The sequence below is a fragment of the Streptomyces cellostaticus genome (assembly GCF_023630175.1).
Classification (GTDB): domain Bacteria; phylum Actinomycetota; class Actinomycetes; order Streptomycetales; family Streptomycetaceae; genus Streptomyces; species Streptomyces cellostaticus_A.
Window position 1 is genome coordinate 1 of sequence record NZ_JALLIN010000029.1, and the last position, 25,055, is coordinate 25,055.

At 72.5% G+C, this 25,055-nt stretch carries 22 protein-coding genes; 10 read left to right on the plus strand and 12 right to left on the minus strand.

Annotated features, from left to right (window positions below; all coding sequences use genetic code 11):
- Together MXD57_RS19355 and MXD57_RS19360 are read left to right on the plus strand one after the other, a co-directional pair.
- The gene (locus MXD57_RS19355) at positions 1–1,512 is read left to right on the plus strand and encodes an LCP family protein (RefSeq protein ID WP_374114727.1); all 1,512 of its coding nucleotides are present in this window, start codon (positions 1–3) and stop codon (positions 1,510–1,512) included.
- A gap of 133 nt (positions 1,513–1,645) precedes the next feature.
- Positions 1,646–2,338, plus strand: a complete 693-nt coding sequence (locus MXD57_RS19360) for a GAF and ANTAR domain-containing protein (RefSeq protein ID WP_250402792.1) — start codon at positions 1,646–1,648, stop codon at positions 2,336–2,338.
- On the opposite strand, the gene MXD57_RS19365 is transcribed toward MXD57_RS19360, so the two are convergent.
- The 4 genes from MXD57_RS19365 to MXD57_RS19380 all read right to left on the minus strand — a co-directional run bounded on the left by MXD57_RS19365 (position 2,283) and on the right by MXD57_RS19380 (position 6,256).
- On the minus strand, positions 2,283–2,942 hold the full coding sequence (locus tag MXD57_RS19365) for an ATP-binding protein (RefSeq protein ID WP_250402793.1): 660 nt from the start codon (positions 2,940–2,942) through the stop codon (positions 2,283–2,285). The genes MXD57_RS19360 and MXD57_RS19365 overlap by 56 nt on opposite strands.
- Positions 2,943–3,232: 290 nt before the next feature.
- Positions 3,233–4,111 (minus strand): CAP domain-containing protein, encoded by an 879-nt coding sequence (locus tag MXD57_RS19370; RefSeq protein WP_250402794.1) that lies wholly within the window; start codon positions 4,109–4,111, stop codon positions 3,233–3,235.
- Between the two features lie 461 nt (positions 4,112–4,572).
- Positions 4,573–4,860, minus strand: coding sequence for a DUF1905 domain-containing protein (locus tag MXD57_RS19375; protein WP_250402795.1), 288 nt, complete (start codon positions 4,858–4,860; stop codon positions 4,573–4,575).
- A gap of 91 nt (positions 4,861–4,951) precedes the next feature.
- Positions 4,952–6,256, minus strand: a complete 1,305-nt coding sequence (locus tag MXD57_RS19380) for an MFS transporter (protein WP_250402796.1) — start codon at positions 6,254–6,256, stop codon at positions 4,952–4,954.
- Positions 6,257–6,313: 57 nt separating this feature from the next.
- Here MXD57_RS19380 and MXD57_RS19385 point away from each other — a divergent pair, with 57 nt between their 5' ends.
- Complete coding sequence (locus MXD57_RS19385) at positions 6,314–7,297, plus strand: ArsR/SmtB family transcription factor (protein WP_250402797.1); 984 nt, start codon at positions 6,314–6,316, stop codon at positions 7,295–7,297.
- A 31-nt stretch (positions 7,298–7,328) separates the two neighbouring features.
- Here the strand turns inward: MXD57_RS19385 and gap are convergent, their stop codons facing one another.
- The 3 genes from gap to MXD57_RS19400 all read right to left on the minus strand — a co-directional run bounded on the left by gap (position 7,329) and on the right by MXD57_RS19400 (position 9,612).
- Entirely contained in the window at positions 7,329–8,327 is a 999-nt protein-coding gene (gene gap / locus MXD57_RS19390) for a type I glyceraldehyde-3-phosphate dehydrogenase (RefSeq protein WP_250402798.1), read from the minus strand.
- Between the two features lie 109 nt (positions 8,328–8,436).
- Positions 8,437–9,399, minus strand: a complete 963-nt coding sequence (locus MXD57_RS19395) for a GlxA family transcriptional regulator (RefSeq protein ID WP_250402799.1) — start codon at positions 9,397–9,399, stop codon at positions 8,437–8,439.
- A 57-nt stretch (positions 9,400–9,456) separates the two neighbouring features.
- Positions 9,457–9,612, minus strand: coding sequence for a DUF6131 family protein (locus tag MXD57_RS19400; RefSeq protein WP_250402800.1), 156 nt, complete (start codon positions 9,610–9,612; stop codon positions 9,457–9,459).
- A 482-nt stretch (positions 9,613–10,094) separates the two neighbouring features.
- Between MXD57_RS19400 and MXD57_RS19405 the strand changes: the two genes are divergently transcribed.
- Together MXD57_RS19405 and MXD57_RS19410 are read left to right on the plus strand one after the other, a co-directional pair.
- On the plus strand, positions 10,095–11,306 hold the full coding sequence (locus MXD57_RS19405; protein ID WP_374114728.1) for a S8 family peptidase: 1,212 nt from the start codon (positions 10,095–10,097) through the stop codon (positions 11,304–11,306).
- A 291-nt stretch (positions 11,307–11,597) separates the two neighbouring features.
- Entirely contained in the window at positions 11,598–12,266 is a 669-nt protein-coding gene (locus MXD57_RS19410) for a lamin tail domain-containing protein (protein ID WP_250402801.1), read from the plus strand.
- A 168-nt stretch (positions 12,267–12,434) separates the two neighbouring features.
- On the opposite strand, the gene MXD57_RS19415 is transcribed toward MXD57_RS19410, so the two are convergent.
- On the minus strand, positions 12,435–13,589 hold the full coding sequence (locus MXD57_RS19415; RefSeq protein WP_250402802.1) for a glutathione-independent formaldehyde dehydrogenase: 1,155 nt from the start codon (positions 13,587–13,589) through the stop codon (positions 12,435–12,437).
- A 262-nt stretch (positions 13,590–13,851) separates the two neighbouring features.
- Between MXD57_RS19415 and MXD57_RS19420 the strand changes: the two genes are divergently transcribed.
- Positions 13,852–14,742: a restriction endonuclease gene (locus MXD57_RS19420; RefSeq protein WP_250402803.1), complete on the plus strand. Its 891-nt coding sequence runs from the start codon at positions 13,852–13,854 to the stop codon at positions 14,740–14,742.
- Between the two features lie 256 nt (positions 14,743–14,998).
- Here MXD57_RS19420 and MXD57_RS19425 read toward each other — a convergent pair whose 3' ends face one another.
- Positions 14,999–15,214: a hypothetical protein gene (locus MXD57_RS19425; RefSeq protein WP_250402804.1), complete on the minus strand. Its 216-nt coding sequence runs from the start codon at positions 15,212–15,214 to the stop codon at positions 14,999–15,001.
- A 275-nt stretch (positions 15,215–15,489) separates the two neighbouring features.
- Between MXD57_RS19425 and MXD57_RS19430 the strand changes: the two genes are divergently transcribed.
- From MXD57_RS19430 to MXD57_RS19445, 4 genes are all read left to right on the plus strand, one after another.
- A complete protein-coding gene (locus tag MXD57_RS19430; protein ID WP_250402805.1) occupies positions 15,490–17,709 on the plus strand; it encodes an FUSC family protein in 2,220 nt (739 codons plus the stop codon).
- Between the two features lie 421 nt (positions 17,710–18,130).
- Entirely contained in the window at positions 18,131–19,543 is a 1,413-nt protein-coding gene (gene lpdA, locus MXD57_RS19435; protein WP_250402806.1) for a dihydrolipoyl dehydrogenase, read from the plus strand.
- A 275-nt stretch (positions 19,544–19,818) separates the two neighbouring features.
- Positions 19,819–21,549: an aa3-type cytochrome oxidase subunit I gene (gene ctaD / locus MXD57_RS19440; protein ID WP_250402807.1), complete on the plus strand. Its 1,731-nt coding sequence runs from the start codon at positions 19,819–19,821 to the stop codon at positions 21,547–21,549.
- Entirely contained in the window at positions 21,546–21,914 is a 369-nt protein-coding gene (locus MXD57_RS19445) for a hypothetical protein (protein WP_250402808.1), read from the plus strand. The genes ctaD and MXD57_RS19445 overlap by 4 nt, the downstream gene beginning before the upstream one ends.
- A gap of 52 nt (positions 21,915–21,966) precedes the next feature.
- Here MXD57_RS19445 and MXD57_RS19450 read toward each other — a convergent pair whose 3' ends face one another.
- Genes MXD57_RS19450 through MXD57_RS19460 form a run of 3 tightly spaced genes read right to left on the minus strand, consistent with a single transcriptional unit; the run spans position 21,967 to position 25,042 of the window.
- Positions 21,967–22,362, minus strand: coding sequence for a GNAT family N-acetyltransferase (locus MXD57_RS19450; RefSeq protein ID WP_250402809.1), 396 nt, complete (start codon positions 22,360–22,362; stop codon positions 21,967–21,969).
- A gap of 38 nt (positions 22,363–22,400) precedes the next feature.
- Positions 22,401–23,855, minus strand: a complete 1,455-nt coding sequence (locus MXD57_RS19455; protein ID WP_250402810.1) for an NAD(P)/FAD-dependent oxidoreductase — start codon at positions 23,853–23,855, stop codon at positions 22,401–22,403.
- A 32-nt stretch (positions 23,856–23,887) separates the two neighbouring features.
- The gene (locus MXD57_RS19460; RefSeq protein ID WP_250402811.1) at positions 23,888–25,042 is read right to left on the minus strand and encodes an MAB_1171c family putative transporter; all 1,155 of its coding nucleotides are present in this window, start codon (positions 25,040–25,042) and stop codon (positions 23,888–23,890) included.
- Positions 25,043–25,055 lie beyond the last annotated feature (13 nt).

A 25,055-nucleotide genomic window follows, 5' to 3' on the forward strand; every position in this document is an offset into this window, starting at 1 on the left:
ATAGGCCTGGCGGTCGCGGTGCTGGTCACGGCCGGTGCCGGCTGGTGGTTCTACGAGCACCTGAACGGCAACATCCACAGCGTCTCGCTCGACGGCAAGGGCGGCACCGAGAAGGCCGACGCGTTCGGTCGTACCCCGATCAACATCCTGGTGATGGGCTCGGACGGCCGCACCAGTGAGGCGGACTGCAAACTCGGCGGCGGCTGCTCGCGGACCGGCGTCCAGGACGGCAGCAACGCCGACGTGCAGATGGTGGTGCACATATCCGCCGACCGCTCCAACGCCACCGTGATGAGCATCCCGCGCGACACCATGACCAAGGTTCCCGCCTGCAAGGACAGCGCGAGCGGCCGGTCCACGGGCGGCTACTACGGCCAGATCAACAGCGCGCTGCAGTACGGCCCCGCCTGCCAGGTGGCCACCGTGCACCAGCTCACCGGCATCCCCATCGACCACTTCGTCAAGCTCGACTTCTCCGGCGTGGTCAAGATGTCCGACGCCGTGGGCGGCGTCTCCGTCTGCGTCACCGACGACGTCTACGACACCTACTCGCACCTGAAGCTGTCCGAGGGCAGCCACACTTTGAAGGGCGTCGCGGCCCTGGAGTTCGTCCGCTCCCGGCACGGCTTCGGAGACGGCAGCGACCTCGGCCGCACCGTCTCCCAGCACATCTTCCTCGGCGCGATGATCCGCAAGTTCAAGAGCGCGGGCACGCTCACCGACCCGAGCGCGGTCTACGATCTCGCGGACGCCGCCACCAAGGCGCTGACCGTGGACGACGGCCTGGGCACCGTGAAGAAGCTGATCGGTCTCGCGACCGACGTGAACAAGGTCCCCACCAAGCGGATGACCTTCACCACCATGCAGACGGGCGCCGACCCCGGCGACAGCAACCGGGTCGTGGTGGGCGCCGGTGCGAAGGCGCTCTTCTCGGCCATCGCCGACGACCGTTCACTGACCACCGGCTCGGGCAAGAAGTCCGCGGCGGCCTCGCCGTCCGACGGGGCGAAGGCATCGGCCTCGGCCGTGCCCGCGTCCGACATCGACGTCACGGTGGAGAACGGCACCGGGATCACCGGCCGCGCCTCCGCCGTCGCCGCCGCCCTGACCGGCAGGGGGTTCGGCACCGGGACGACCACGGCCAACGCCCCCAGCCCCGCGGCGACGACGACACTCACCTACGGCGCCGGCCGGAAGGACGAGGCCCTGACCGCCGCCAAGGCCCTGGGCCTGCCCGCCTCGCGTCTGAAGCAGGGCACCGGCACCGGACTCACGCTGGTCGTCGGCACCGACTGGCCCAGCGGCACCTCCTGGCCCGGCGCCTCGTCCTCGGCCTCGCCCACACCGGCCGACACCGGGGCAGCCGTGTCCAACGCCCACGCCCAGACCGCCGACCAGGCCAAGACCTGCGCCAAGGTCAGCCGCTACAAGACGGTCAGCCTCAACGGCGTACCCATGACGCCGGCCCAGGCGTACGCCGCGGCGCGCGGCAGACCGGACTCCGACGACTGATCCCCCGGCCCCGGTGGGCAGGGAGCAGGCGTCCCCGCCCGCCGCGCCGCGACCGTACCCGGGCCGGGGGAGCGGAGCCCGCCGTTGCGGCGCTACTGTTGATCGAACCGGTGAGCGAAACGGGTGGTGAGGCATGGAGTGGCGGGAGTACGCCGAGGCGATGGCCCGGCTCGCCAGGGACCTGCTGGAGCAGGACTCGGTACAGGCGACGCTGGACGCGATCTGCGCCGCGGCGGTGGAACTCGTCGAGGGCTGCGAGTCCGCGGGCATCCTCGCGGTGCGCAAGGGCAAGGCGGTCACCCTGTCCGCCACCCACGACATGGTCCGCGAGTGCGACCGGCTCCAGGGCGAGCTGGGGGAGGGGCCGTGCTTCGACCTGGCCCGGGGCAAGAGCGGTGACCGTGTCTACCGCATCCCCGACATGGCCGCGCCCCAGCCCGCCTGGGAGAGTTTCGCGGCGGCGGCCCGCGGACTGGACGTGCACAGCATGACGGGCGTGCTGCTGTACACGGACCAGGAGGACTTCGGGGCGCTGAACCTGTACGGCTCCCGCTCCGGGGCCTTCGGTGAGGAGATCGAGACGGCCGGCTGGCTGCTGGCCTCGCACGCGGCCGTCGCACTCGCCAGCGCACGCACCATCGACCAGTTGGAGCACGGGCTGCAGAGCCGGCACGCCATCGGGGAGGCCATGGGCATCCTGCGCGAGCGCCACAAGCTCAGCGAGGAGGACGCCTTCAACGTGATGCGGCGCATCTCGCAGGAGCACAACGTCAAGCTGCGCGACATCGCCGAGCGGGTGCGCGACGACCGTCCCGGGCGGCCCTGAGCGCCCGAGTGGGCGGTGCCGTCCGGCCCGGCGGCGCGGCGGTCCGGCTCCCCGGCGGGCCGTTGGGCGGGTCCGCGCGGATCCGCTCCCGCGGCGCCCGGCGCAGCGGATCCGGGTCCGGCTCCGCCTGCGGCGCGGGTCCGCGCGCGCCGGGCAGCAGCAGCGACACCTCGACGCGCTTGCCCTCGTCCCGGGCCCGCACGGACAGCGTGTGACCGATCGCCTTGACGATCTCGAGCCCGTGTCCGCCGACCCGCCGCGCGTCCCGGGACCGGACCTCGGGCATCCGGCCGGAGGAGTCCCAGACCGAGATCCGCAGCCGGTCGCCGTCGGGTGCCACCTCCAGCCCGAGCCCACAGGGTCCCGACGTGTGCAGAACGACGTTGGTGATCAGCTCGCTGACCACCAGGAGTGCGTCCTGCACCACGAGGTCGGGGACGGGGATGCGGCCGGTGGCGCGGACACGGTCGAGGAAGCTCTCCGCCGCTGCGCGGGCCCGGGCGGCGGTGATGGCACCGCTGTCCCAGGTCGCGCTCCACCGCGGCGAGGCGTCCCCGTTCCATTCCGGCCCATCCGGTGCCTTCTGCACAAGCGGGATGGCCATGAATATGCCTCGGTTGTCACTGGGTGCGTGGCTGATCTGAACCAGTCGGCTACCCCGAAGCCGGACCGTTAGCCGTCCTAGCGGCCGCCGGTGTCGGACGTGGCGGCCACCCGCCCGGGCGGCACCCTGGTGCTGTGACCGGAAGGGTTCACCGGCTCGCGACGCCCGGCCCGGCACCTCGCCGCGTCGTCGCATCACCCGAGTACGTCCGGTACGCGGACGACGCTCCGCCTTGCGCTGCACCGCACCGGACGCCGCGAGCCTTCCGGCAAACCCTTCCGGTCACAGCACTAGCGGGCGGTTCCGAAGTCCTGGGTCCAGTAGCTGTTGGGCTGCGCGAGACCGACGCCGATCTCCTTGAACGAGCAGTTGAGGATGTTGGCCCGGTGACCGGGGCTGGACATCCAGCCGTCCATGACCTGCTCCGCCGTGGCGTAGCCGTACGCGACGTTCTCGCCGTAGGAGCTCCAGGTGTAGCCGGCAGCGGTGATCCGGTCGCCGGGGGAGGACCCGTCGGATCCGGTGTGCGACATGTTCTGGTGCGCGGCCATGTCCTCGCTGTGCTCCTGCGCGGCCTTGGTGAGGGTCGCGTTCAGGGTCAGGGGGGAGCAGCCCGCCTTGCCGCGCTCGGCGTTGACCAGTTCGACGATGCGGGCGGTGACGCCGGAGGCCGTGGCGGTGGGCTCGGGGGTGCTCGGCGCGTCGGTGGCGGGCGCCGTGGTGGCGGGCGCTGAAGCGGTGGGTGCCGTGGCGGTGGGCCGGGGCGTGGCCGGGGAGGCCGTGGCGGCGGGCTTCGGCGCGCGCTGCGGCGTGCCCGCGGTGGGGCTGGACGGGCTGGGGGACACCTTGACGGTGTGCTTGTGCGCGTGCCGGTGCTTGTGCTTCGGCTTCGGCTTCGGCGGAGTGCCCGCCGGGGTGCTCGGGGCGGCCGCGCTCGGTATCTGCGTCGGCAGCCAGCTCGGCGCGATGCCGCCGTCACCGTGCCAGTAGCGCTGTCCGTACTCGGCGTACCGGCTCTGGGCGGCGTCCTGGACGGCGACGGACCGGTCCGCTGAGCCGTCCGGCCACTCGGCGCAGGCCATGGCTATGGACGGCACCCCGACGGCGCTCACGGCGACCGCGGCGACGACCACCCGCCGGTATTGCTGCTTCTTGCGATGCTCTCCCATTGCGTGACCTCACTCGCTGGTCGTTGCGCGCCCCGGGGTTGCCGGCGCGCCGCGGACTCCGCTCCCGACCTGCGGGAACGCCTTGCGGGTCGTCATTCTTAGGAAGCCTTCACATGGCATGCAAAGAGCGGTCGTACTACCGCGCCTAGTAGTCGGATGCGGCCCTTGCCAAGGGCGATCGCGCGTGCCGGTCCGGCCGGAGCGGGGCGAACCGAGCTCTGACGGCTCGTCAGAAACCCTGCACCGGCGGGAGAACGGCGCGCGGCGCCGGTGGGGCGGGGTGACGTCCGGCCGGCCCCGGTCCACTCCCGCATCAAGACGGACAAATCCCATATGTCGCCGGAGCCCCGTCTACTAACCGACCCGCTCATGTCGCGGTAATGCTGTGACGGATGTCACGGAACCTTGGATTCCGCTTGTTTTCCGGGCGCGCGGGGCCCGGAAGCGGCCGGCCCCGCAGGTCAGAGACGGACGGTCATCGTCACGGTCACCTCGTCGCCGGCCGACAGCCCCTGCGACACCCGTACGGCCTTCTTCAGCGGCAGGAGGTAGCCGCCGTCCCTGGGGAAGAGCGAGGTGGAGAACCCGCTGCCGCCGATCCTGGCGTCGACCGGGACGACACCCCAGCCGTACGTCACCGCCGACGCGATCTGCCGGATGTCGGCGGACTCGTCCTCGGGCACGGCGACGAAGTGGAACGGGGACGGCCCGCGCCACTCGATCACCCGGCCGTCGAAGACAAGTTCCATGCGGAATGCTCCAGTTGACCGAGGAGGGAGGGATCGCGCCCAGCATACCCGCGGGGCGGGGGCCCGCCGTGGCCGCAGGCCGGCCCGGGCGTCAGGCCGGTTCACCGCGCCAGGCGCCGTCGCGCAGCGCCCAGCGCACGGCCGGTGCCACGCAGAGCCCCGCGAGGGCGAACACCGCGCCGAGCACCGCCCAGCCGAGGGCGCCGTGGGCGATCGCGGTGACCGTGACCAGCGCCGGTCCCGCCATCATCCCCGCCGACGCGCCCGCGCCGAACACCCCCTGGTAGACGCCGTGCGCACGGGCGTCGGCCAGTTCGTAGCCCAGGGTCCAGCCGCCGGCCGCCGACAGCACCTCGGCGAACACCTGCACCACCGCCCCGGCCGTGAGGGCCGGCACCGCCCACAGGGGGGAGAGGCCCGCGGACAGGGCGTACACCGCGCAGGCCGCCGCCAGCAGCAGCCCCGACCAGCCCATCGCCCTCACCGCGGCGGGGACTCGGGAGGCGCGCCGGGCGACCCGCACCTGGAGCAGGGCCACCAGGACACAGTTGACGATCATCAGCAGGGCGGCCGTCCAGCGCGGTGCCGTGGTGCGCTGCACGATCCACAGCGGCAGCCCCACCTCGGCCAGCGTGTACTGCACCACCAGCACCGCGTTGAGCACCGTCACCGTCAGGAAGGGCAGGTCGCGCACCGCCCGCCAGCGGTCGCCCGCCGGGGCGTCCGCCACCTGGACCGCGCGTTCACGAGCGTGGGACGCCAGTGGCAGCCGGGGCAGCAGCAGCGCGGGGCCGGCGAAGGACAGCGCGTTCAACGCGATCACCGTCAGGTAGGCGCCCCGCGTGTCCACCTGCAGAGCGACAGCGCCCAGCGCGCCGCCCACGCCCATGGCGACGTTCGTCACCATCCGCAGGTACGCCCGGGCCTCGACCCGCGTCGCCGGTGGCAGCACCTCCGCGTACAGCGCGCCCTGCACCCCCCGGCTCGCCATCTGCAGTCCCGTCGCGCAGATCACCGCGACGAGGAACGCGGCGTAGGAGCCCACGAGGACGTAGCAGGCCGTGGCGATCCCCGTGCCGCCCCACAGCAGGGACCCGACGCGTCGGGCGCCCCACCGGTCCGCCGCCCGCCCCGCGGGCACCCCCGCGGCCACTCCCACCAGGCCCGCGATCGTCATCCCGAGCCCGACGGCGGTCGCCTCCAGGCCGACGACGCGGGTGAAGTACAGGACGCCCAGGGGGAAGTACAGCCCGTTGCCGAGGGAGTTGACGGCGGTCAGCACGGTGGCGGGGCGCAGCACCGGGTCGGCCGGCAGCAGCCCGCCCGCCCGCGTCGCCGGTCCGGCCCCCGAACTGCCGTCCAGGCCAGGGGCCTTCGGAAGTGGTGTGGTGGTCATGCCCGACAGCCAACCCGGTCCGCGTCCCGGTCCGACAATGATTTAGCGTGGCGCTCAATGATCGAGTTCCGCTTCGCCGTCGGCGACCTGGCCACCACGTCGTTCGCCTACTCGCCGCTGCAGGAGGCGGTGTTCTCGCTGCGCTGTCTGCACGACCCCGCGAGGTACCCGCACCACCGGCCGTGGCTGCGCCGCATCCGCCCCCGCCTGCAGGACACGGACCGCGAACTGCTCACCGCCCTGGTCACCCCGTGGCTGTGGGTGCCCGACTTCCTCACCCCGCGTCCGGCGCGGGCGCGGCCGGCCTTCGCGCACGAACTCGACGAGGTGCGCCGCACCCCGCCGGACGTCGTCTCCGCCGACTTCCGGGCCGGCTACCGGGCCGCGGACACTCTTCCCCCGCTCGTGGCGCGGGGCCTGGCCGACCCGGCCGCCTTTCTCGTCCGGCTCACCGACGCCCTCGACGCGTACTGGCGCACCTGCCTCTCCGACGCGTGGTGGCCGCGCGCCCAGAGCATCATGGAGGCCGATCTCGCCCACCGCGCACGGGTGCTGGCCGAGCAGGGGGCCGCCGCCCTGTTCGCCGGGCTCGACCCGGGGCTCGAGTGGAACGGTGGTCTGCTCCGACTGCACCACAAGGGCGCCACCGCCCCCTGGCCGTCGGCCGACATCCGTATCGCGGGACGCGGCATGGTCCTGGTGCCCACCCTCTTCGCGCGCGGCGCCCAGACGATGATCGACGTGTCCCGCCCGCCGCTGCTCGCCTATCCGGCCCGCGGCCGCGGCACCCTCTCCGAGACGCCGCCCCCGGTCACCGACCGAGCCCTGGTCCGGCTCCTCGGCCGGCCCCGCGCCCGGCTGCTGGTCCTGCTCGCCGAACCGGCCTCCACGACGGAACTCGCCCACCGCCTGGACGTCACCCCGGGCGCCGTCAGCCAGCATCTCGCCGTCCTCTACGACGCGGGCCTGCTCAGCCGCACCCGCAGCGGCCGGACCGTCCGCTACCTGCGCACGCCCCTGGGTGACGCGCTGTGCCGGTAGCGGCGGCCGGCCGCGCCGCCGGGGCGTCCGGTCAGCCGGCGGCGAGCAGTTCGAGGGTGTCGATCACCCGGTTCGAGAAGCCCCACTCGTTGTCGTACCAGGCGACCACCTTCACATGGCGCCCGTCGACCCGGGTGAGGGCGGAGTCGAAGACCGACGAGGCCGGGTTGCCGGTGATGTCGGAGGACACGAGCGGGTCCTCGGAGTACTCCAGGACACCGGACAGCGGTCCCTCGGCAGCAGCCCGGTAGGCCGTCAGTACGTCGTCGCGCGTCACGTCCCGCGCGACGGTCGTGTTCAGCTCGACGATCGAGCCCACCGGAACCGGCACCCGGATCGAGTCGCCCGACAGCCTGCCGTCGAGGTTCGGCAGCACCAGCCCGATCGCCTTGGCGGCGCCCGTCGTGGTCGGCACGATGTTGACGGCCGCGGCGCGGGCCCGGCGGGCGTCGCGGTGCGGACCGTCCTGGAGGTTCTGCTCCTGCGTGTAGGCGTGCACGGTCGTCATGAAGCCGTGCTCGATCCCGGCGAGTTCGTCGAGCACCGCGGCCAGCGGGGCGAGCGCGTTGGTCGTGCAGGAGGCGTTCGAGACGATCGTGTGCCGGGCCGGGTCGTAGGCACCGGTGTTCACCCCGAACGCGAGCGTGACGTCCGCGCCGTCCGACGGCGCGCTGACGAGCACCTTGCGCGCTCCGGCGGCCACATGGGCGTGGGCCGCCTTGGCCGAGGTGAAACGGCCGGTCGCCTCCAGCACGATGTCGACGCCGAGTTCGCCCCACGGCAGCCGCTCCGGCTCACGCTCGGCCAGCACCCTGATGCGGCGGCCGTCGACGACGAGGGCGTCACCGTCGGCGCTCACCGGGCGGCCCAGCCGGCCGGCCGTCGTGTCGAAGGCGAGCAGCCGCGCCAGCGTGGCGGGCTCCGTGAGGTCGTTGACGGCCACGACCTCGAGGTCGCTGCCGCGCTCCAGCAGGGCGCGCAGCACATTGCGGCCGATGCGACCGAATCCGTTGATGGCGATACGAGTCATGAGTGGTGTCCCTTCGCTCGCACACCAGGTTCGCGGGCGGCGGCGGTCGCTGACAGAGGCGCGATCGCCACAGTTCGCAAGGATCGCGCCAGCGCGCGCGGGGCGCGGGCTACTCGCCCCGGGTGAAGGTGCGCCGGTACTCGCTCGGGGTGGTGTCGAGGACCTGCTGGAAGTGCAGCCGCAGATTCGCGCCCGTGCCGAGACCTACGTCGGCGGCGATCTGCTCGACACTCAGCTGCGAACGCTCCAGCAGCTCGCGCGCCGCGTCGACGCGGGCCCGCATCACCCACTGCATCGGCGTGTACCCGGTCTCCGCCACGAAACGGCGCGAGAACGTGCGCGGCGACACCGCCGCATGGCGGGCGAGCACGTCCAGGGTGAGCGGCCGGCCGAGCCGGTGCAGGGCCCACTCGCGGGTCGCCGCGAACCGCTCGCCCAGCGGCTCGGGCACACTGCGCGGCACGTACTGGGCCTGGCCCCCGCTGCGATAGGGAGCCGCGACCAGGCGCCGGGCCGCGTGGTTCGCCGGGGCGACCCCGAGGTCACGGCGCAGGATGTGCAGGCACAGATCGATGCCGGAGGCGGCGCCCGCCGAGGTCAGCACGCCGCCCTCGTCGACGAAGAGCACGTTCTCGTCGACCCGGACGAGCGGGTGCCGCGCCGCAAGCGCCCGGGTGTAGTGCCAGTGCGTGGTGGCCCGCAGGCCGTCCAGCAGGCCCGTCGCGGCGAGCGCGAAGGCGCCCGTCGAGATCGCGGCCAGCCGCGCGCCCCGGTCGTGGGCGGCCAGCAGTGTGTCGACGACGGCGCGCGGCGGGTCCTCGCGGTCCGGGAAGCGGTATCCCGGGATGAAGACGCTCTCGGCCCACTCCAGCGCCTCCAGGCCGTGCGCGACGTGGTACGACAGACCGTCACCACCGGTCACCAGGCCGGGCGCCGCCCCACAGACCCGCACCTCGTACGGCATGCTCGCCCGGGTCGTGAACACCTGGGCGGGAATGCCGACGTCCAGCGGTTTCGCACCCTCCAGGACGAGCACGGCGACTCGGTGCGGATGCTGGGCTGAGGCGGACACGAGCAGCAGGGTACGCGGCGCCCGGACGGACGACGGACCGGCGGACGGCCCCCTTCGCTACCAGTAGTGCCGGCGTCCGGCGACCGCGTGCCCCATGGAGCCGAGGATCCACAGGACCGCGCCGATCACCACCAGGATGATGCCGATGGTCCACAGGATGGAGATCCCGGTGAGGAAGCCGATGATGAGCAGGATGACTCCGAGGGCGATCATGACGTGCCTCCTGTCGAAGTAACGCTCCTCAGGTCCGGGTGCCCCGAAGTGAGGCCTCGAGCCACCCTGCGAAGCAACAATTCGGCACAGAACCGCAACTTCGAACAGGTCCGGAAGCGACAGATGCCGACGCCGTCGAGGCCGTGCGCCCGACGGCACGGGGACCTCACCCGGCGCAGGCCACCGCTGCGCCGCGCGGTCCGGGACGTCGCGGGACCCACGTGCGCATCGTGTGCGGAGAACGTCACAAAGGCTCCCCCGGTGTTGCTTCGTGGGTTCAATCACCGCTGGGAGCTGCGGCTGTACCCACGGGTTCCGTCGGAGGTGAGGGGATCTGGTGGAGGTGCGCGCGGGATCGGCGTCCCGCCCGCACCTCCGGGGTTGATCTGTGCGTGACAACTGGGCACGCTCCGAGGCGCACCGGTTCTTCGTCGCCGGCGCGCCCCCCACTCAACCCCCCACACAGGACGAGGAGACCCCTCTTGACGACCCATCACCACCGCCTGGGGAAGGCCAGGATCGCCACCGCGATCACCTCCGTGGCGGCCGTCGTCGGCACCGCCATGGCCGTGGCGCCGACCGCCCACGCCGACCGCCCCGCCGAGGGCACGGTCTACGGGCTGCACGCCCGGGGAGCTGTCGCCGGCAGCTACATAGTCCTGCTGGACCACGCGGCGTCACCGGCTCGGAAGGCCGACCTGGCGGAACGGTACGGCGGCGAACTCGGCCGCGCCTACGGATCGGCGGTCAACGGTTTCTCGGCCACGAGCCTCACGGAGACCGGGGCCAAACGGCTGGCCGCCGATCCCGAGGTCTCCACCGTGGTGCAGAACAAGAAGTTCCACACCACCGCCGACCAGGAGAATCCGCCGTCCTGGGGCCTGGACCGGATCGACCAGGCCGACACCGCGGGCGACCACAAGTACACCTACCCCGACAAGGCCGGGGAAGGCGTGACCGCCTACGTCATCGACACCGGTGTGCGCATCAGCCACAAGGACTTCGGGGGCCGTGCCTCCTACGGCTTCGACGCCGTCGACAACGACGACAGCGCCGGCGACGGCAACGGCCACGGCACCCACGTCGCCGGGACCATCGCCGGGACCGCTCACGGCGTGGCCAAGAAGGCCGACATCGTCGCCGTCAGAGTCCTCGACGACAACGGTTCCGGTACCACCGAGCAGGTCGTGGCCGGCATCGACTGGGTGACCGAGAACCACAAGGGCCCCTCCGTCGCCAACATGAGCCTCGGCGGCGGTGCGGACCCGGCCCTGGACGCGGCGGTCGCCAAGGCGATCGCGGCCGGTGTCACCTTCGCGGTCGCGGCCGGCAACGAGTCCACCGACGCCAGGAACAGCTCGCCCGCCCGCGTGCCCGAGGCCCTCACCGTCGCATCCAGCACGAACACCGACGGGCAGTCCGACTTCTCCAACTTCGGTTCCGTGGTCGACCTGTACGCACCGGGATCGGACATCACCTCGGACTGGAACGACGGCGACGAGGGGACCAGGACGATCTCCGGCACCTCCATGGCGACCCCCCACGTCACCGGCGCCGCCGCCGTCTACCTCGCCGGCCATCCGGACGCCACGCCCGCTCAGGTCGCCACGGCCCTGACCGGCGGTGCGACGGTCGACAAGATCACCGGCGCCGGCAGCGGAACACCCAACAAGCTGCTGAAGGTGACCGAGTAACGGCTCCACAGGCGGCCCGGCGACCCCGGTCGCCGGGCCGCTGACTGTTACTCACTTTCGGGTGAGGCCGGGCGGGCTCGGGCGCGAAGTCCCGGACGGCGTCGCCTTATAGCTCATACAACGCATTAATGGACATTACATCCTAGAGTTACGAAAATGTGCGTGAATCGTAACGGGCCTCGTGTGTCCGCCGGTGGCGTGGCGTCCTGCCTGCACGGTGTGCCTGTGCGGCCGCCCGGCCGTCACCCGCACAACCCTGAGAAGGGGGACACCTTGTCCGCTTCTGTCTTCGTGACCGCACGTCGTGCCGCTGCCGCCACCGTCGCCGCGGCGGCCGTCGTGGGCGCGGCGGCACTGCCGGCCTCGGCTGCCGACCACGGGCGTGCGCTGCGCGCACAGGTCGTCATCAGCGCCGTGCAGCACGGCTCCCACGTCCGCGACGCCCGCGCTCTGAACAGGGAGTGGGTCGAGCTCGCCAACGAGGGGCGCCGTGACGTCAACCTGAACGGCTGGACGCTGTCCGACGCGGACGGTCACAGGTACGTCTTCCGCTACTACCGGCTGCGTGCCCACGGGACGGTCCGCGTCCACACCGGTGTCGGCCGGGACCGTGTCGGTGACGTCTACCAGGACCGCGGTCGCCAGGTGTGGGACTACAACGACACCGCGGTCCTGCGCGACAGCTGGGGCCGCTACGTCGACTCCGCCTCCTGGGGCAACCACCGCCGCGGCCGCTGGGGCAACGACCGCAACGGCCGCTGGTTCGGCGGCCTCCTCGACCACCGCGGTGACCGCCGTCACGACGACCGTGACCACCGCGGTGACCGCCGTCACGACGACCGTGACCACCGCGGTGACCGCCGTCACGACGACCGCGACCACCGTGGCGACCGCCGTCACGACGACCGCGACCACCGCGGTGACCGCCGCCACGACGGCGTCCACGGCAACCACCGCTGATCCAGGACCTGCCGGCGTTTGACCCGCGGCGCGTCACTCACCAGGAGTGGCGCGCCGCAGGTGCTTCCCGCCCCGGCGCCGGCGAACGGCCGCACGGCCCGCGCGCACCGGAGCCCGCACGCCGTGCGGCCCGAACGCCGGCGCCCGGCGGCCGGACCCCGGGGTGCCTCACGCCGCGAGCGCGTGGCCCGGGTGCAGCACGACCTTCGTGTAGCCCTCGATCCGCTTGTCGAACTTCTCGTAGGCCCCGGGCGCGTCCTCGAGCGGCAACTCGTGCGAGACCACGAAACTGGGCTTGGCGCGCCCTGCGATGATCATGTCGCGCAACTGGCGGTTGTACCGCTTCACGTTGCACTGGCCGGTGCCCATCTGCTGGCCCTTCTCGAACATCCGGCCGATGGAGACCAGCAACTGACCGTGCTTGGCGTGCTCGTCGGGTCCGCCCGGGTCGGACGGCACGTACAGGCCCGGCACGCCGAGCATGCCGGTGGGGCGTACCGTCTCGACGAGGGTGTTGAGGACGACGGCGGGTTCCTCGTGGCTGACGTCCTTGTGGGACGTGGCCTGGTAGCCGACGGCGTCCACGCCCTTGTCGGTGCCCTCGCCCGAGGTCTGCGCCTTGATCTGTTCGGCCGGGTCGCCCTTGGTGAAGTCGATCGGGATGGCCCCGATCTCCGCCGCCTTGGCGAGCCGCTCGGGCACCCGGTCCACCGAGAAGACCTTGGACGCGCCGCGCAGCAGCGCCGAGTAGGCGGCCATCAGACCCACCGGACCGGCACCGAACACGGCCACGGACTCACCGGGCGACACCTGCGCCAGCTCGCATCCGTGGTATCCGGTCGGGAAGATGTCGGCGAGCAGCACGAAGTCCGTCTCGAACTCCTCTCCCGCAGGCAGTTTCAGGCAGTTGAAGTCGGCGAACGGGACCCGCAGCCGCTCCGCCTGGCCACCGACGTAGGGGCCCATCGCGACGTAGCCGTACGCCCCGCCCGCGAACCCCGGATTCACCGTCAGGCAGAACCCGGTCTTCTCGGCGAGACAGTTCTTGCAGAACCCGCAGGCCACGTTGAACGGCATCACGACCCGGTCGCCCTGGGACAGCGAGGTCACGCCGCTGCCGACCTCCTCGACGATGCCGAGATTCTCGTGGCCGAAGACTATGCCGGCCTCCGCGGCCGTACGGCCCTCGTACATGTGCAGGTCGGACCCGCAGATCGCGGTCGACGTGACCCGTACGATCACGTCGTTCGGGTGCTGTATCTGCGGATCGTCGACGTCCCTCACCGCCACACTGAACGGCTTCTCATAGACGACGGCTTTCACCTTCGGTCACCTCCGCGTCGAACGCCGGACGGCGGCGGCGACGGGCCGCTCCGGAGGGAGCCCGGGCAGGGCGGGCCGAGGGCCGCGCCCCGCGAGCCCCCGCATGGGCCTCGTCGCGCTGCTGGACACTTCCAGCAAACGCCCGCCCGGCCCGATCCGCAAAGGCACACCCCCGGGAACCCCAACCACCGTTGAAAACGACGATCTTGGGCACGCTTAGCCGGGTGATCCCCGTCGTCGATCTCCCGGAGGGAAGCCCAGCATGACCGTCCCCGCGCGCCCTTTCCGCCCCGCGGACCGCGACCGGCGGCGCTTCGACCTGCGTACGACCGCCATGTTCTTCGGGCTGCTCGCGATCATCCTGTGCGTCCTGAGCTTCGTGGCCCGTACCGCGGTCGACATCGTCGAACGCCGTCCGTTCTGGGCCTGTTCACTGGCCATGGTCAGCCTCGCGGCGGCGCTCACGTGCAGGTCCCGGTGGCGGCGCCTGTCCGTCGCGAGATGCGCGCGCCGCGCCACCGAGACCCTGGAGGCGGCGGCCGAGAAGGCGTCCGACACGCTGTGCGCCCCGGCCCCTGCCCCGGTTCCGGCCCCGGCCGGTCCGGTGCCGGTGGAGGCGTTGGTGACTCCGGAGCCGACCGCACCCGCCGGCACGCCGGGCCGGGGCGGCGTCCTCGGGCCGGAGACCACGTGCCCCGGCAGCGAACCGAACGGGCTCGGCGGAGAGGAGGCCACCGTCCCCCTCACCGGCGTGGTCGACCACGCCGAGCTCGATCCCGACGCCTTCGAGCAGGCCATAGCCGACCTGTGCGCGCGTGACGACTGCCGCCAGGTGGAAGTGGTCGGAGGCGCGGGCGACTTGGGCGCGGACGTCACCGCGGTCACCCCCGACGGCCGGCGCGTGGTCATCCAGTGCAAGCGCTACTGCGACACCAACAAGGTCGGCTCGCAGGACATGCAGCGATTCGGCGGCACCTGCTACACCGTCCACGAGGCCGACGTGGCGGTGGTCGTCACGACGAGCGACTTCACCGCACCGGCCCTCGAGTACGCCCGTCAGTGCGGGATCCTCTGCGTCAACGGAGCGGAGCTGAGTGCCTGGACCGACGGCACCGGCCCCCGCCCCTGGGACCTCGCCGAACCCGGCGTCTGATCACGGAGGCGGGGCACACCCCGGTGCCGAGGACAGCGCTGAGCCGGGGCCTCTGGTGTGGACCGGGCCGGATCCGAACGGACGGACCCAGCCAGCGCCGCGTCGGCCGGGGCTCGCCCCGTCGCGATGCCCGGCGGACACGCTCGCCGCACCGGCCGAAAGCCCGGGTACGCCCGGTACGAGGGCTTCCGGCCGGCACGCCGGGAGCACCCACCGCACACCGCTTCCTGACGGGCGAACCCCGGCTGACGCGGCACTAGTCGGCTCCGGACTCCAGGACGCGACGGGCCGCCTCCGCCTCCGCGGCCGGCGGGGACAACTCGTCGAGGGTGTCGAGTTCGGTGTCCGACTCCAGTTCCCGTTCCCAGGCCCCGGCGAGCCGCTCCTGCTCCGCACGCGGCCGGGCGGCCACGGCCTCCCGGTGCTCCGGGTCCAGAGCGGCGAGGAAACGTCCCACCGGGTCCGTCGGCATACCGTGCTCCTTGTTCGCCGGGAAGGGGCGGCTCGCGTTCGCCGGGAAGGGGCGGCTCGCGCTCCAGCATGGCCGACGGTGCCCGCTCCGGCCGTCCGACACGGCCCGCGGCCACCCTGATGGCCCGCACGGAGCCGTGGTCCCTGCGACCCCCCTCACGCCGCGGAACCGCCCTCCCGCTCGCGCGCACCTTCCCGGTCGGCGCACTCCGCTTCCCGGCCGTCACCCCGGACGGTGCGCGTGCCGGGTACCGGGCGGTGCGGGATTCTGTAAGCGTGTGGGGTGCCCCAGCCGGCCGGATCCCCGCGGCCTACGCCGCCGCGGGCCGCCGGGCGGTACCTGTGACGGTGGTCGCCGCGACGGGGTTCCTCCTCTTCCGCTACGGCCTGGGCCTCCCCGTCGCGGCCACCTACGCCCTGTTCTCCGCCGTGGCGCTGGGCGGGCTGTCCAAGATCCCCGGCACCGGGCGGCAACGGGCCGCGACGGCACTGCGCGCGCTGCCGGTGTGCTGGCTGCTGGTGATCGTCGGCACCTGGCTGTCGGTGCGGACCTGGAGCGCCGTCGCCGGGATGCTGATCGTGGGCTTCGCCCTGGCCTTCTCGGCCGTGGGCGGCCCCCGTCCGGCCGGCACGGCCCCCGGCCTGCAACTGCTCTACATCCTGCCCTCCTTCCCGCCCTACGATCCCGGCTCGCTCGGCGAACGGCTGATCGGTACCACGACGGGGCTGGCCCTGCTCATCGCCGCCGAGGCGCTGATCCTCCCCGAGCCCCCACCGCGGTCGTACCGGGAGCGGGCCTCCCGAGCGGTACGGACGGCCGCCCACTGCGCGACCCTGCTGGCCGCACCCCCGTACGCCCTGACCGGCAAGGCCGGTGAGGACGCCCGGGAGGCCGGCGCGGAGCTGAGGCCCCTGACCGTGCCGGAGGCCGAACGCCCCGCCGGACCGGGGCTGCGGCACCGCGCCCTCGCCCACACCGGCCTGGCCACCCGTACCCTGCTCAGCCGGCTCGCACGGCTGACCACCCCGCCCGGCGACGGAGACCAGGGCCCGCGGGTGACCGCCGTCCTGCGCGCGGTGGCGAACCTGTCCACCGCGACCGCGGACAGCCTCGGCTCGGGGCCGGAGCCCGTGGCCGCCCACGCGGACCTGGTCGCGGCCCGCGCACGTCTGGCGGCCACGTCCGCCGGTCCCGTCCCCGCGGTGGCCGGGGCCGCGAGCGGCCCCGGCCCGCCGGTCCTCCCGCCCGCCGTACTGCGCCGGCACGCGGCCGTGCTGGAGATCGCCGACGCCGCGCTGGCCATGGCCACGGCGGCCGACCTCGCGGTACGGGGCCGGCGGGTGGCGGTGCCGGTACCGCCCGGCCGCTTCTGGTACGCCAGGAGCCGGGCCCCGCGGCTGTGGTGGTACCGGATGCGCGGTCATGCCGGGCGCCGGTCGGTGTTCTTCCAGAACGCGGTGCGCATCGCCCTGGCCCTGACCGCGGCCCGGCTCGTCGCGGGGGTGGACACGCTGCCCCACGGTTTCTGGGCCACGCTGGCCACGCTCACCCTCACCCGGACCACCATGGACGAGACCTGGAGCACCATCCGCCGGGCGCTCGGAGGCACCCTGGCCGGGGCGTTGCTGAGCGCCGGACTGCTGGCCCTGGTGGGTGCCCACACCGAGATCTACGCGGCCGTCCTCCCGTTGTGGATGCTCCTCGCCTTCACCCTGGGACCGGTCAAGGGTGTCGGCTGGGCCCAGGGGCTGTTCACGGTCCTCGTGGCCCTGGTCTTCGCCCAGCTCGCGCCGCCGACCTGGCGGCTCGCCGAGGTCCGGCTGCTGGACGTACTGGTCGGCAGCATGATCGGCGCGGTGTTCGGCCTGCTCGCCTGGCCCCGCGGCGCCCATGACGAGCTGCGCCGCGCCGCGGCGGAACTCCTGCGCAGGGCGGCCGAGATCGTGGTGGCGACCAGCGCCGACGTGGCGGCCGGGCGTCCGGCGGCCGCCACACCGCTCGAGGTGTCCGGCCACCGCTCGCTGCACCAGGCCGTGATCCTCGCCGAGTCCGCGTACGCCCAGTTCCAGAGCGAGCCGACGCTCTTCGGGGGCCAGGGCAGAGGGGCGCCGCTGCCCGGGGTGGACTGGCAGGCCGCGCTCATCGCCGGACACCACACCCTGTGGGGATCGGAACGGCTGCTGGAGCCGCCGCCCGTTCCGCTGGGCCCGGCAGCCGCCGAGTCGGCCGGGGGGCTCGGGGACCGGGTGGCGGGGCGGATGCTGCTGGTCTCGGCGGCGCTCGACCCCGGGTGCGACACCCCGGCGGCGCTGGTGCCCCGCCTCGACCCCGCCCTGGCGGGATTCGGCGCGGAGCCCCCCGGCGCACCCCGGCTGTACTACGCGACCGTCGCGTGGCTGAGCGCCCTGATGACCGACCTGGCCCGCATCCCCCGCGCCGGCCCCGCACCCGGGCCCGCGACGACGACCGCGGCTCCGGCTCGCAACACCCCCTGAGGGACGTCCGGCGATCCCCGGCGGGCGCACGACGACAGCCGCGGCACCTCGCCGCGTCGTCGGATCGCCCGGACACGCCCGGCATGAGGACGACCCTCCGCCAAGCGACCCCCCGCCCCGCGACGCAGCGCGTCCGACACCGTGCGCCGGAGCCGCCGCGGAGCACGGGACGGCCCTCGGGTGTACCCGGTCGTGTCTCCGGTGAAGCGCCGTCCCGGCACGTCCGGCACGCACTCCCGCCGCGGGGCCGCCCGCCCGGCGACGACGGTGCCCGGGCCGAATCCCCCCGGCTTCCGTAGCGCCGGCGGCCGGCTGGGAAAGAAGCGGTTGCGTCGGCCCGCCGGGCGCGAGGATGATCCATTCGAGACCGGTCATCCACCTCCGGTCGCCCGAACCGTTCCCCTACGAAGGGAAAACCCCCATGCCCGAGCTGGACGAACGCTTCGACGTCGTGGTTCTCGGAGCGGGACCCGGCGGCTACGTCGCCGCCGTCCGCGCCGCGCAGCTCGGCAAGCGCGTCGCCGTCGTCGAGGAGAAGTACTGGGGCGGTGTCTGCCTGAACGTGGGTTGCATCCCCAGCAAGGCGCTGCTGCGCAACGCCGAACTGGCGCACATCTTCACGCGCGAGGCGAAGACCTTCGGCATCAAGGTCGACGGGCAGGTGTCCTTCGACTTCGGCGAGGCCTTCCGCCGCAGCCGCAAGGTCGCCGACGGGCGCGTCAAGGGCGTCCACTACCTGATGAAGAAGAACGGGATCACGGAGTTCGACGGCCGCGGCACCTTCCTCGACCCGCACACACTCGAGGTGGCCGGTTACGACGGCTCGACGCGCACCATCGGCTTCGACCACTGCGTGATCGCCACCGGCGCCACCCCCAAGCTGCTCCCCGGCACCCGCCGCACCTCCCGGGTGGTGACCTACGAGGAGCAGATCCTCGCCGAGGAGCTGCCGCAGTCGATCGTGATCGCGGGCGCCGGCGCCATCGGTGTGGAGTTCGCCTACGTCCTGCACAACTACGGCGTGAAGGTCACCATCGTCGAGTTCCTCGACCGCATGACCCCGCTCGAGGACGCCGAGGTGTCCGCCGAGCTCGCCCGCCAGTACCGCAGGCTGGGCATCGACGTGCTGACCTCCACCCGTGTCGACGCCATCGACGAGTCGGGCCCGCAGGTGCGGGTCACCGTCACCGCCAAGGACGGATCACAGCGGACCCTGGAGGCCGACAAGGTCCTGCAGGCGATCGGCTTCGCCCCGAACATCGAGGGCTACGGCCTCGACAAGGCCGGTGTACGGGTGACCGAGCGCGGTGCGATCGACGTGGACGGCCGCTGCCGCACCTCCGTCCCGCACATCTTCGCCATCGGGGACGTCACCGCCAAGCTGATGCTCGCCCACGCCGCCGAGGCGATGGGCATCGTCGCCGCCGAGACCCTCGCCGACGCGGAGACCATGGAGCTCGACTACGCGATGATCCCGCGCGCCACCTACTGCCAGCCCCAGGTCGCCAGCTTCGGCTACACCGAGGCCCAGGCGCGCGAACTCGGGCACGACGTCAAGGTCGCCAAGTTCCCCTTCACCGCGAACGGCAAGTCGCACGGCCTCGGTGACGCCACCGGCTTCGTGAAGCTGATCAGCGACGCCAAGTACGGTGAGCTGCTGGGCGGTCACCTGATCGGCCCGGACGTCACCGAGCTGCTGCCCGAGCTGACCCTCGCCCAGCAGTGGGACCTGACGGTCCATGAGGTGGCGCGCAACGTGCACGCCCATCCGACCCTGGGCGAGGCCGTCAAGGAGGCCGTGCACGGCCTGGCCGGCCACATGATCAACATGTGAGGACGGCCGCGGCCACGACCCGGCGGTCGTGGCCGCGGCCCGTCCCGTGCCGCACGGACAGGTCGAGCCGGAGCCCCGTCCCGGGCGCCCGTGCCCCGGCCGGACGGCCGCCGCGTTCTCGCGGCAACGCGCGCACGGCGTTCATACTCCCTTAGAGGGCGAATGTCATCCCATTGGCGGCGTATTCGGCCGGTCAAGGCGCTTTCCCACGTTTGTCACGGTGAGGATGGGGCCGACTGGCAACGCGAACCGCGACATCGGGAGACATCCAACCTGTGAGCATCCTCAACGAACCTCCCGGAGCAGCGGCAGCCGAGGACTCGTACGAGAACGAGCTGCCGGTCCGGCGCAAGCAGCCCGGAAACGTCGTGGTCAGATGGATGACGACCACCGACCACAAGACGATCGGCACGCTCTATCTGGCGACGTCGTTCCTGTTCTTCCTGTTCGGCGGGGTGATGGCGCTGGTCATCCGGGCCGAACTGGCGCGTCCCGGCCTGCAGCTCATCTCCAACGAGCAGTACAACCAGCTCTTCACGATGCACGGCACCGTGATGCTGCTGATGTTCGCGACGCCGCTGTTCGCCGGTTTCACGAACTGGATCATGCCGCTGCAGATCGGCGCCCCGGATGTGGCGTTCCCGCGGCTGAACATGTTCGCCTACTGGCTCTACCTGTTCGGCTCGCTCATCGCGGTCGGCGGCTTCCTCACGCCACAGGGCGCTGCCGACTTCGGCTGGTTCGCCTACAGCCCGCTGTCGGACGCGGTCCGCTCGCCCGGCCTCGGTTCGAACCTGTGGATCCTGGGTCTCGCGTTCTCCGGCTTCGGCACCATCCTCGGCGCGGTCAACTTCATCACCACGATCATCTGCATGCGCGCCCCGGGCATGACCATGTTCCGCATGCCGATCTTCGTGTGGAACGTGCTGCTGACCGCGGTGCTGGTGCTGTTCGCCTTCCCGGTCCTGGCGGCCGCGCTGTTCGCCCTGGCGGCGGACCGCATCTTCGGCGCCCATGTGTACGACGCGGCCAACGGCGGTCCGATCCTGTGGCAGCACCTCTTCTGGTTCTTCGGCCATCCGGAGGTGTACATCATCGCCCTGCCGTTCTTCGGCATCGTCACCGAGGTCATCCCGGTCTTCTCCCGCAAGCCGATCTTCGGCTACATGGGCCTGGTCGCGGCGACCATCGCGATCGCCGGCCTGTCCGTGACGGTGTGGGCGCACCACATGTACGTCACGGGGGCGGTACTCCTGCCGTTCTTCTCCTTCATGACCTTCCTGATCGCGGTCCCGACCGGGGTGAAGTTCTTCAACTGGATCGGCACCATGTGGAAGGGCTCGCTGTCCTTCGAGACCCCGATGCTCTGGGCGGTCGGCTTTCTCGTGACCTTCCTCTTCGGTGGTCTGACCGGTGTCATCCTGGCCTCGCCGCCGATGGACTTCCACGTCTCGGACTCGTACTTCGTGGTGGCCCACTTCCACTACGTGGTCTTCGGCACCGTCGTGTTCGCGATGTTCGCGGGCTTCCACTTCTGGTGGCCGAAGTTCACGGGCAAGATGCTGGACGAGCGGCTGGGCAAGATGACCTTCTGGACGCTGTTCGTCGGCTTCCACGGCACCTTCCTGGTCCAGCACTGGCTGGGCGCCGAGGGCATGCCGCGCCGGTACGCCGACTACCTGGCGGCCGACGGCTTCACCGCCCTGAACACGATCTCCACCATCAGCTCGTTCCTGCTGGGCCTGTCGATGCTGCCGTTCCTCTACAACGTGTGGAAGACGGCCAGGTACGGCAAGCCGGTCGGCGTGGACGACCCGTGGGGCTACGGCCGCTCGCTGGAGTGGGCGACGTCCTGCCCGCCGCCGCGGCACAACTTCTACACCCTGCCACGGATCCGCAGCGAATCCCCGGCGTTCGACCTGCACCACCCCGAGGTGGCCCAGCTCGAACACGAGGCCAACGTCGGCCGGCGTGACGCGGTCGAGCCGCAGGGCGGTCAGAGGTGACGACGCCGAACCGTCCCGGCGCCCCCCGGGACGGCTCGCTCGCCAACGAGGTCGAGGGCTACCTGCTCCTGCACGCGGAACTCGAACAGGCCCGGCACGAGGCCGAGACGCTCTGCGCCCGCCTGCCCTGGCTCACCACCGGTCAGGCCGAGGACCTGACCCGGCACTACACCGAGCAGCGCCTCGACCTGACGCGCCGGGCCCTGCAGGCCACGGCGGACCGCGCCAAACGCCTGCGCGGCGAGTACGAGGCCCGCTACCGCGCACTGCGCCGCACCCTGGTCCGGCGCCACGCCATGGCCGCCTGCTTCCTCCTCACCTGCACCGGCACGGCGAACACCCTGGCGTGGTATGCGACCCGCTGACCGCCCTCACCGGGGACACGGCCGCCGACGGCGTGCCGCCCCGAACGTGCCGCTACAGGGCGATCAGTCCCGCGGCCGTCTCCCGGAAGCCGCAGGCGTCGACGTAGAACGAGCGCAGCCGGTCCTCGAAGTCGACGTGCAGCCAGGCGCACTCGGCGGCCCGGGCCCGCTGGGCCGCGAGCGCGACGAGCCCGCTGCCGACCCCTCTGCCCCGGCAGCGCTCGGCCACCACGGTGTCGAGCAGGAAGGCGTGGACCCCTCCGTCCCAGAGGACGTTGACGAAACCGATCAGGTCCCCGCCCTCGCGCGCGCAGACCCAGCCGAGACTGTGCCGCTCGAGCCGGGCCCGCCAGTCGGTGCGGGCCACCGGATGACCGAAGCCTTCGGCGTGCAGGGCGTCGAGAGCACCGTCGTCCAGGTCGCCCCGCCACTCGTAGCTGATCGTCATGCCCCGATCGTAGGGCCCGCCGTACGAGGCGCCGCCTGTCATGTGGTGTGACTGGGCCTCGGTGCGGACGGCCGGTGCGCGGCGCTGCCGAGCTGTTCCAGGATCCGCCGCTCCGAGGGCTGCAGCGGGGGCTCGGACGTCTGGGGGAGGACCGGACCGGTGAGGGCCGCGAGCAGGGCCCCGGGCCGCATCGCGCGGGCGGCGGGAGCGGTGAGGCTGGTGACGTCCCACAGCGCCGAGGCCGCCTCGTAGGTCCCGGTCGCGGCCCGGGTCAGCCGCCTCGTGTACCAGGCGGCGACCCGGTCGGCGGCTCCCGGCCGCGCGCCGACGACGCCCGGGTAGAGGACGTCCACGCCGACGGCGGTCGACCAGGCGGTGTCGACATGCCGCGCCGCACCGCGCAGCACGCGCCGGGACAGGCCGGTGCCGGTGAGGCCGTGCCGCTGCACCTCCCGGGCCAGGACCTGGGCGCCGAGCGCCGCCACCGACATGCCCTGTCCGTAGGCGGGGTTGAAGGTCGCCAGCGCGTCGCCGAGGACGATCAGCCGCTCGGGCCACTGACCGGCCTTCTCGAAGTACCGGCGGTTGTTGTCGGTACTGTGCCCCCGGCTGACCGCGACGTCGGTGAGCGGCTCGGCACCGGAGACGAGGTGGCCGATGACGGGGTGCGGCAGGCCGAGGACGTAGCGCAGGAAGCCCTCGGGGTCGCGGGGCGGTTCGCCGCCCCGGGTGCCGGCCGCACTGACCATCCAGCGGTTGCCCTCGATCGGCAGGACCATGGCGCTGCGGCCCGGCCGGCCGTCGTAGGGGTTCGCCTGCACCAGGGTCAGCGGGAAGGATTCGGCACCCGGAGGGATCCGGTAGATCCGGGTGGCGTTGGTGAGACCGGAGTCGATCTTCTTCTCCTCGACGCCGGTGATGCCGACGCCGGCCAGCCAGGCGAGGCTGCCCGAGCCGCGGCCGCTCGCGTCGACGACGAGGTCCGCCGCCAGCTCGCGGCCCAGCCCGTGGGCCGTCTCCTGGCCGAGCCGGACGCCCCGGACCTGGCGGGCGTCGCCCAGGAACCCCTCGACGCTCGCCCGGTGGACGGACACGTGGGGCCGGGCCTCCGTGAGGATCTGCCGCAGGACCCAGTCGGTCAGCGCCCGGGTGCAGGTGATCATGTGCGGACCGCTGCGCTTCCAGCGGTGGAACCAGCCGCCGTCCGGCGTGCGGGCCAGCATCCCGTTGCCCAGCGCGATCTCGTGCGCCCCCGCCGCGAGCAGGCGGTCGCGCACGCTGACGGGGAACAGCGCCTCCATCGCGGTCAGGCCGCCGGCCATCAGCAGATGGGCGTGCCGTCCCTGGGGGACACCACGCCGGTTCTCCGGCCCCCGGGGCAGCTCGTCCCGGTCGAGCACATGGATCCGCAGCGTGGGTTCCGCCAGGGACAGCGCTGCTGCGGCCACCAGTCCGGCCGTGCCGGCTCCGATCACGACAGCTTTGTGCGGCAACGGGCTCTCCTCGTAATGATCGTGAAACGGCGTCATTGGGTACTTATTCGCTCCGGCGCCGCCGTGTGGAGGCGGTGCACGGTGTTCGCCAGCTCAACCAGGTCGATGGTGATGCGGAACTTCTCCGGTGGATCGGCCGGGCCGGCGCTCTTGCCCGACGCACGGCGTAATCCGTCCATGATCATCGCTTCCTCCGATGCGGCGCGTGCCCGGTCCTGCCGCTCGCCGCGCTGGACGGCCGCCGTGTACGCGGTGTGGCCGACCCGCTGGTCGAAGTGCGCCGTGAGCTGCAGCAGGGCGTCGCGGATGTTCGCCTCCAGCAGGTAGAGGCGGTTGCTCGGCAGTTGCCACCACAACTGCCACCAGGTCGGTTCCGCCCTCGGCGTCGTCGCCACGTCCTTCACCGCCGGCCACAGGGGCTTGAGCGCGCGGTAGGTGGCCAGGCTCTGCCGCTCCGCCGCCGCGGCGGACGCGAGGCGCGGCAGGACGAAGCCGGCGGAGTAGATCAGGGCACCGAGGGCGGCGGCGGGGGGTGCCACAGTGGTCGACAGGACGTCCAGGTCGTACCCGAGCCAGCGGGCGGCGACCGCGGTGACCTTGGTGAGCGTGAATCCCAGGGTGTCGACCAGCAGGCCCGCGAGGATCAGCCGCAGACCGATCCGGAGCAGGCCGGTGACCTCGTCGCGCGCCCACTTCAGGCAGACGGCACTGAGCACGATGGTGCTCGTCAGGTGCCCGACGAGGTAGAGCAGGATCATCTCCCGCATGTACGGGGTGTTCGCGTAGTAGGTGTCCAGGTCGGTGAGCCGCTCCGTGCGCGCGTCCGCGAGGGCGAACAGCACGACGATGGCGACGACGAGCGTCCCGTACACCGCGACCGTCAGCCGCACCATGCGCCGTATCCGCTCCTGCGGCCCGCCCCGCCAGTGGATCAGCAGGATGATCAGCGAGCAGCTGAAGGCGGAGATCGAACCGTAGGTGAGCGGGGCGCCGACGTTGGGGACGCCGGTGGCGTGGTTGACCGCGGCGAGGGTCACCGGCGCCGACCAGACGAAGCAGACGGCGGCGAGGAAGGTGGTGGCCCGGCTGGCGACGGTCAGGGGTGAGCGGGGAGTCGTGCGTGGTCGGCGAAGCAGCATGGCGGCCAGGGCCAGAAGGAAAGCCGCCGTGTACACGACAGGACTCATAGGGTGGGGGACT

Bases quoted from the DNA above. Each gene is read 5' to 3' on its own strand.
- MXD57_RS19360 (WP_250402792.1), top strand. From the start codon at position 1,646: ATGGAGTGGCGGGAGTACGCCGAGGCGATGGCCCGGCTCGCCAGGGAC.
- MXD57_RS19365 (WP_250402793.1), bottom strand. From the start codon at position 2,942: ATGGCCATCCCGCTTGTGCAGAAGGCACCGGATGGGCCGGAATGGAAC.
- MXD57_RS19370 (WP_250402794.1), bottom strand. From the start codon at position 4,111: ATGGGAGAGCATCGCAAGAAGCAGCAATACCGGCGGGTGGTCGTCGCC.
- MXD57_RS19375 (WP_250402795.1), bottom strand. From the start codon at position 4,860: ATGGAACTTGTCTTCGACGGCCGGGTGATCGAGTGGCGCGGGCCGTCC.
- MXD57_RS19380 (WP_250402796.1), bottom strand. From the start codon at position 6,256: ATGACCACCACACCACTTCCGAAGGCCCCTGGCCTGGACGGCAGTTCG.
- MXD57_RS19385 (WP_250402797.1), top strand. From the start codon at position 6,314: ATGATCGAGTTCCGCTTCGCCGTCGGCGACCTGGCCACCACGTCGTTC.
- gap (WP_250402798.1), bottom strand. From the start codon at position 8,327: ATGACTCGTATCGCCATCAACGGATTCGGTCGCATCGGCCGCAATGTG.
- MXD57_RS19400 (WP_250402800.1), bottom strand. From the start codon at position 9,612: ATGATCGCCCTCGGAGTCATCCTGCTCATCATCGGCTTCCTCACCGGG.
- MXD57_RS19420 (WP_250402803.1), top strand. From the start codon at position 13,852: ATGACCGTCCCCGCGCGCCCTTTCCGCCCCGCGGACCGCGACCGGCGG.
- MXD57_RS19425 (WP_250402804.1), bottom strand. From the start codon at position 15,214: ATGCCGACGGACCCGGTGGGACGTTTCCTCGCCGCTCTGGACCCGGAG.
- lpdA (WP_250402806.1), top strand. From the start codon at position 18,131: ATGCCCGAGCTGGACGAACGCTTCGACGTCGTGGTTCTCGGAGCGGGA.
- MXD57_RS19450 (WP_250402809.1), bottom strand. From the start codon at position 22,362: ATGACGATCAGCTACGAGTGGCGGGGCGACCTGGACGACGGTGCTCTC.
- MXD57_RS19460 (WP_250402811.1), bottom strand. From the start codon at position 25,042: ATGAGTCCTGTCGTGTACACGGCGGCTTTCCTTCTGGCCCTGGCCGCC.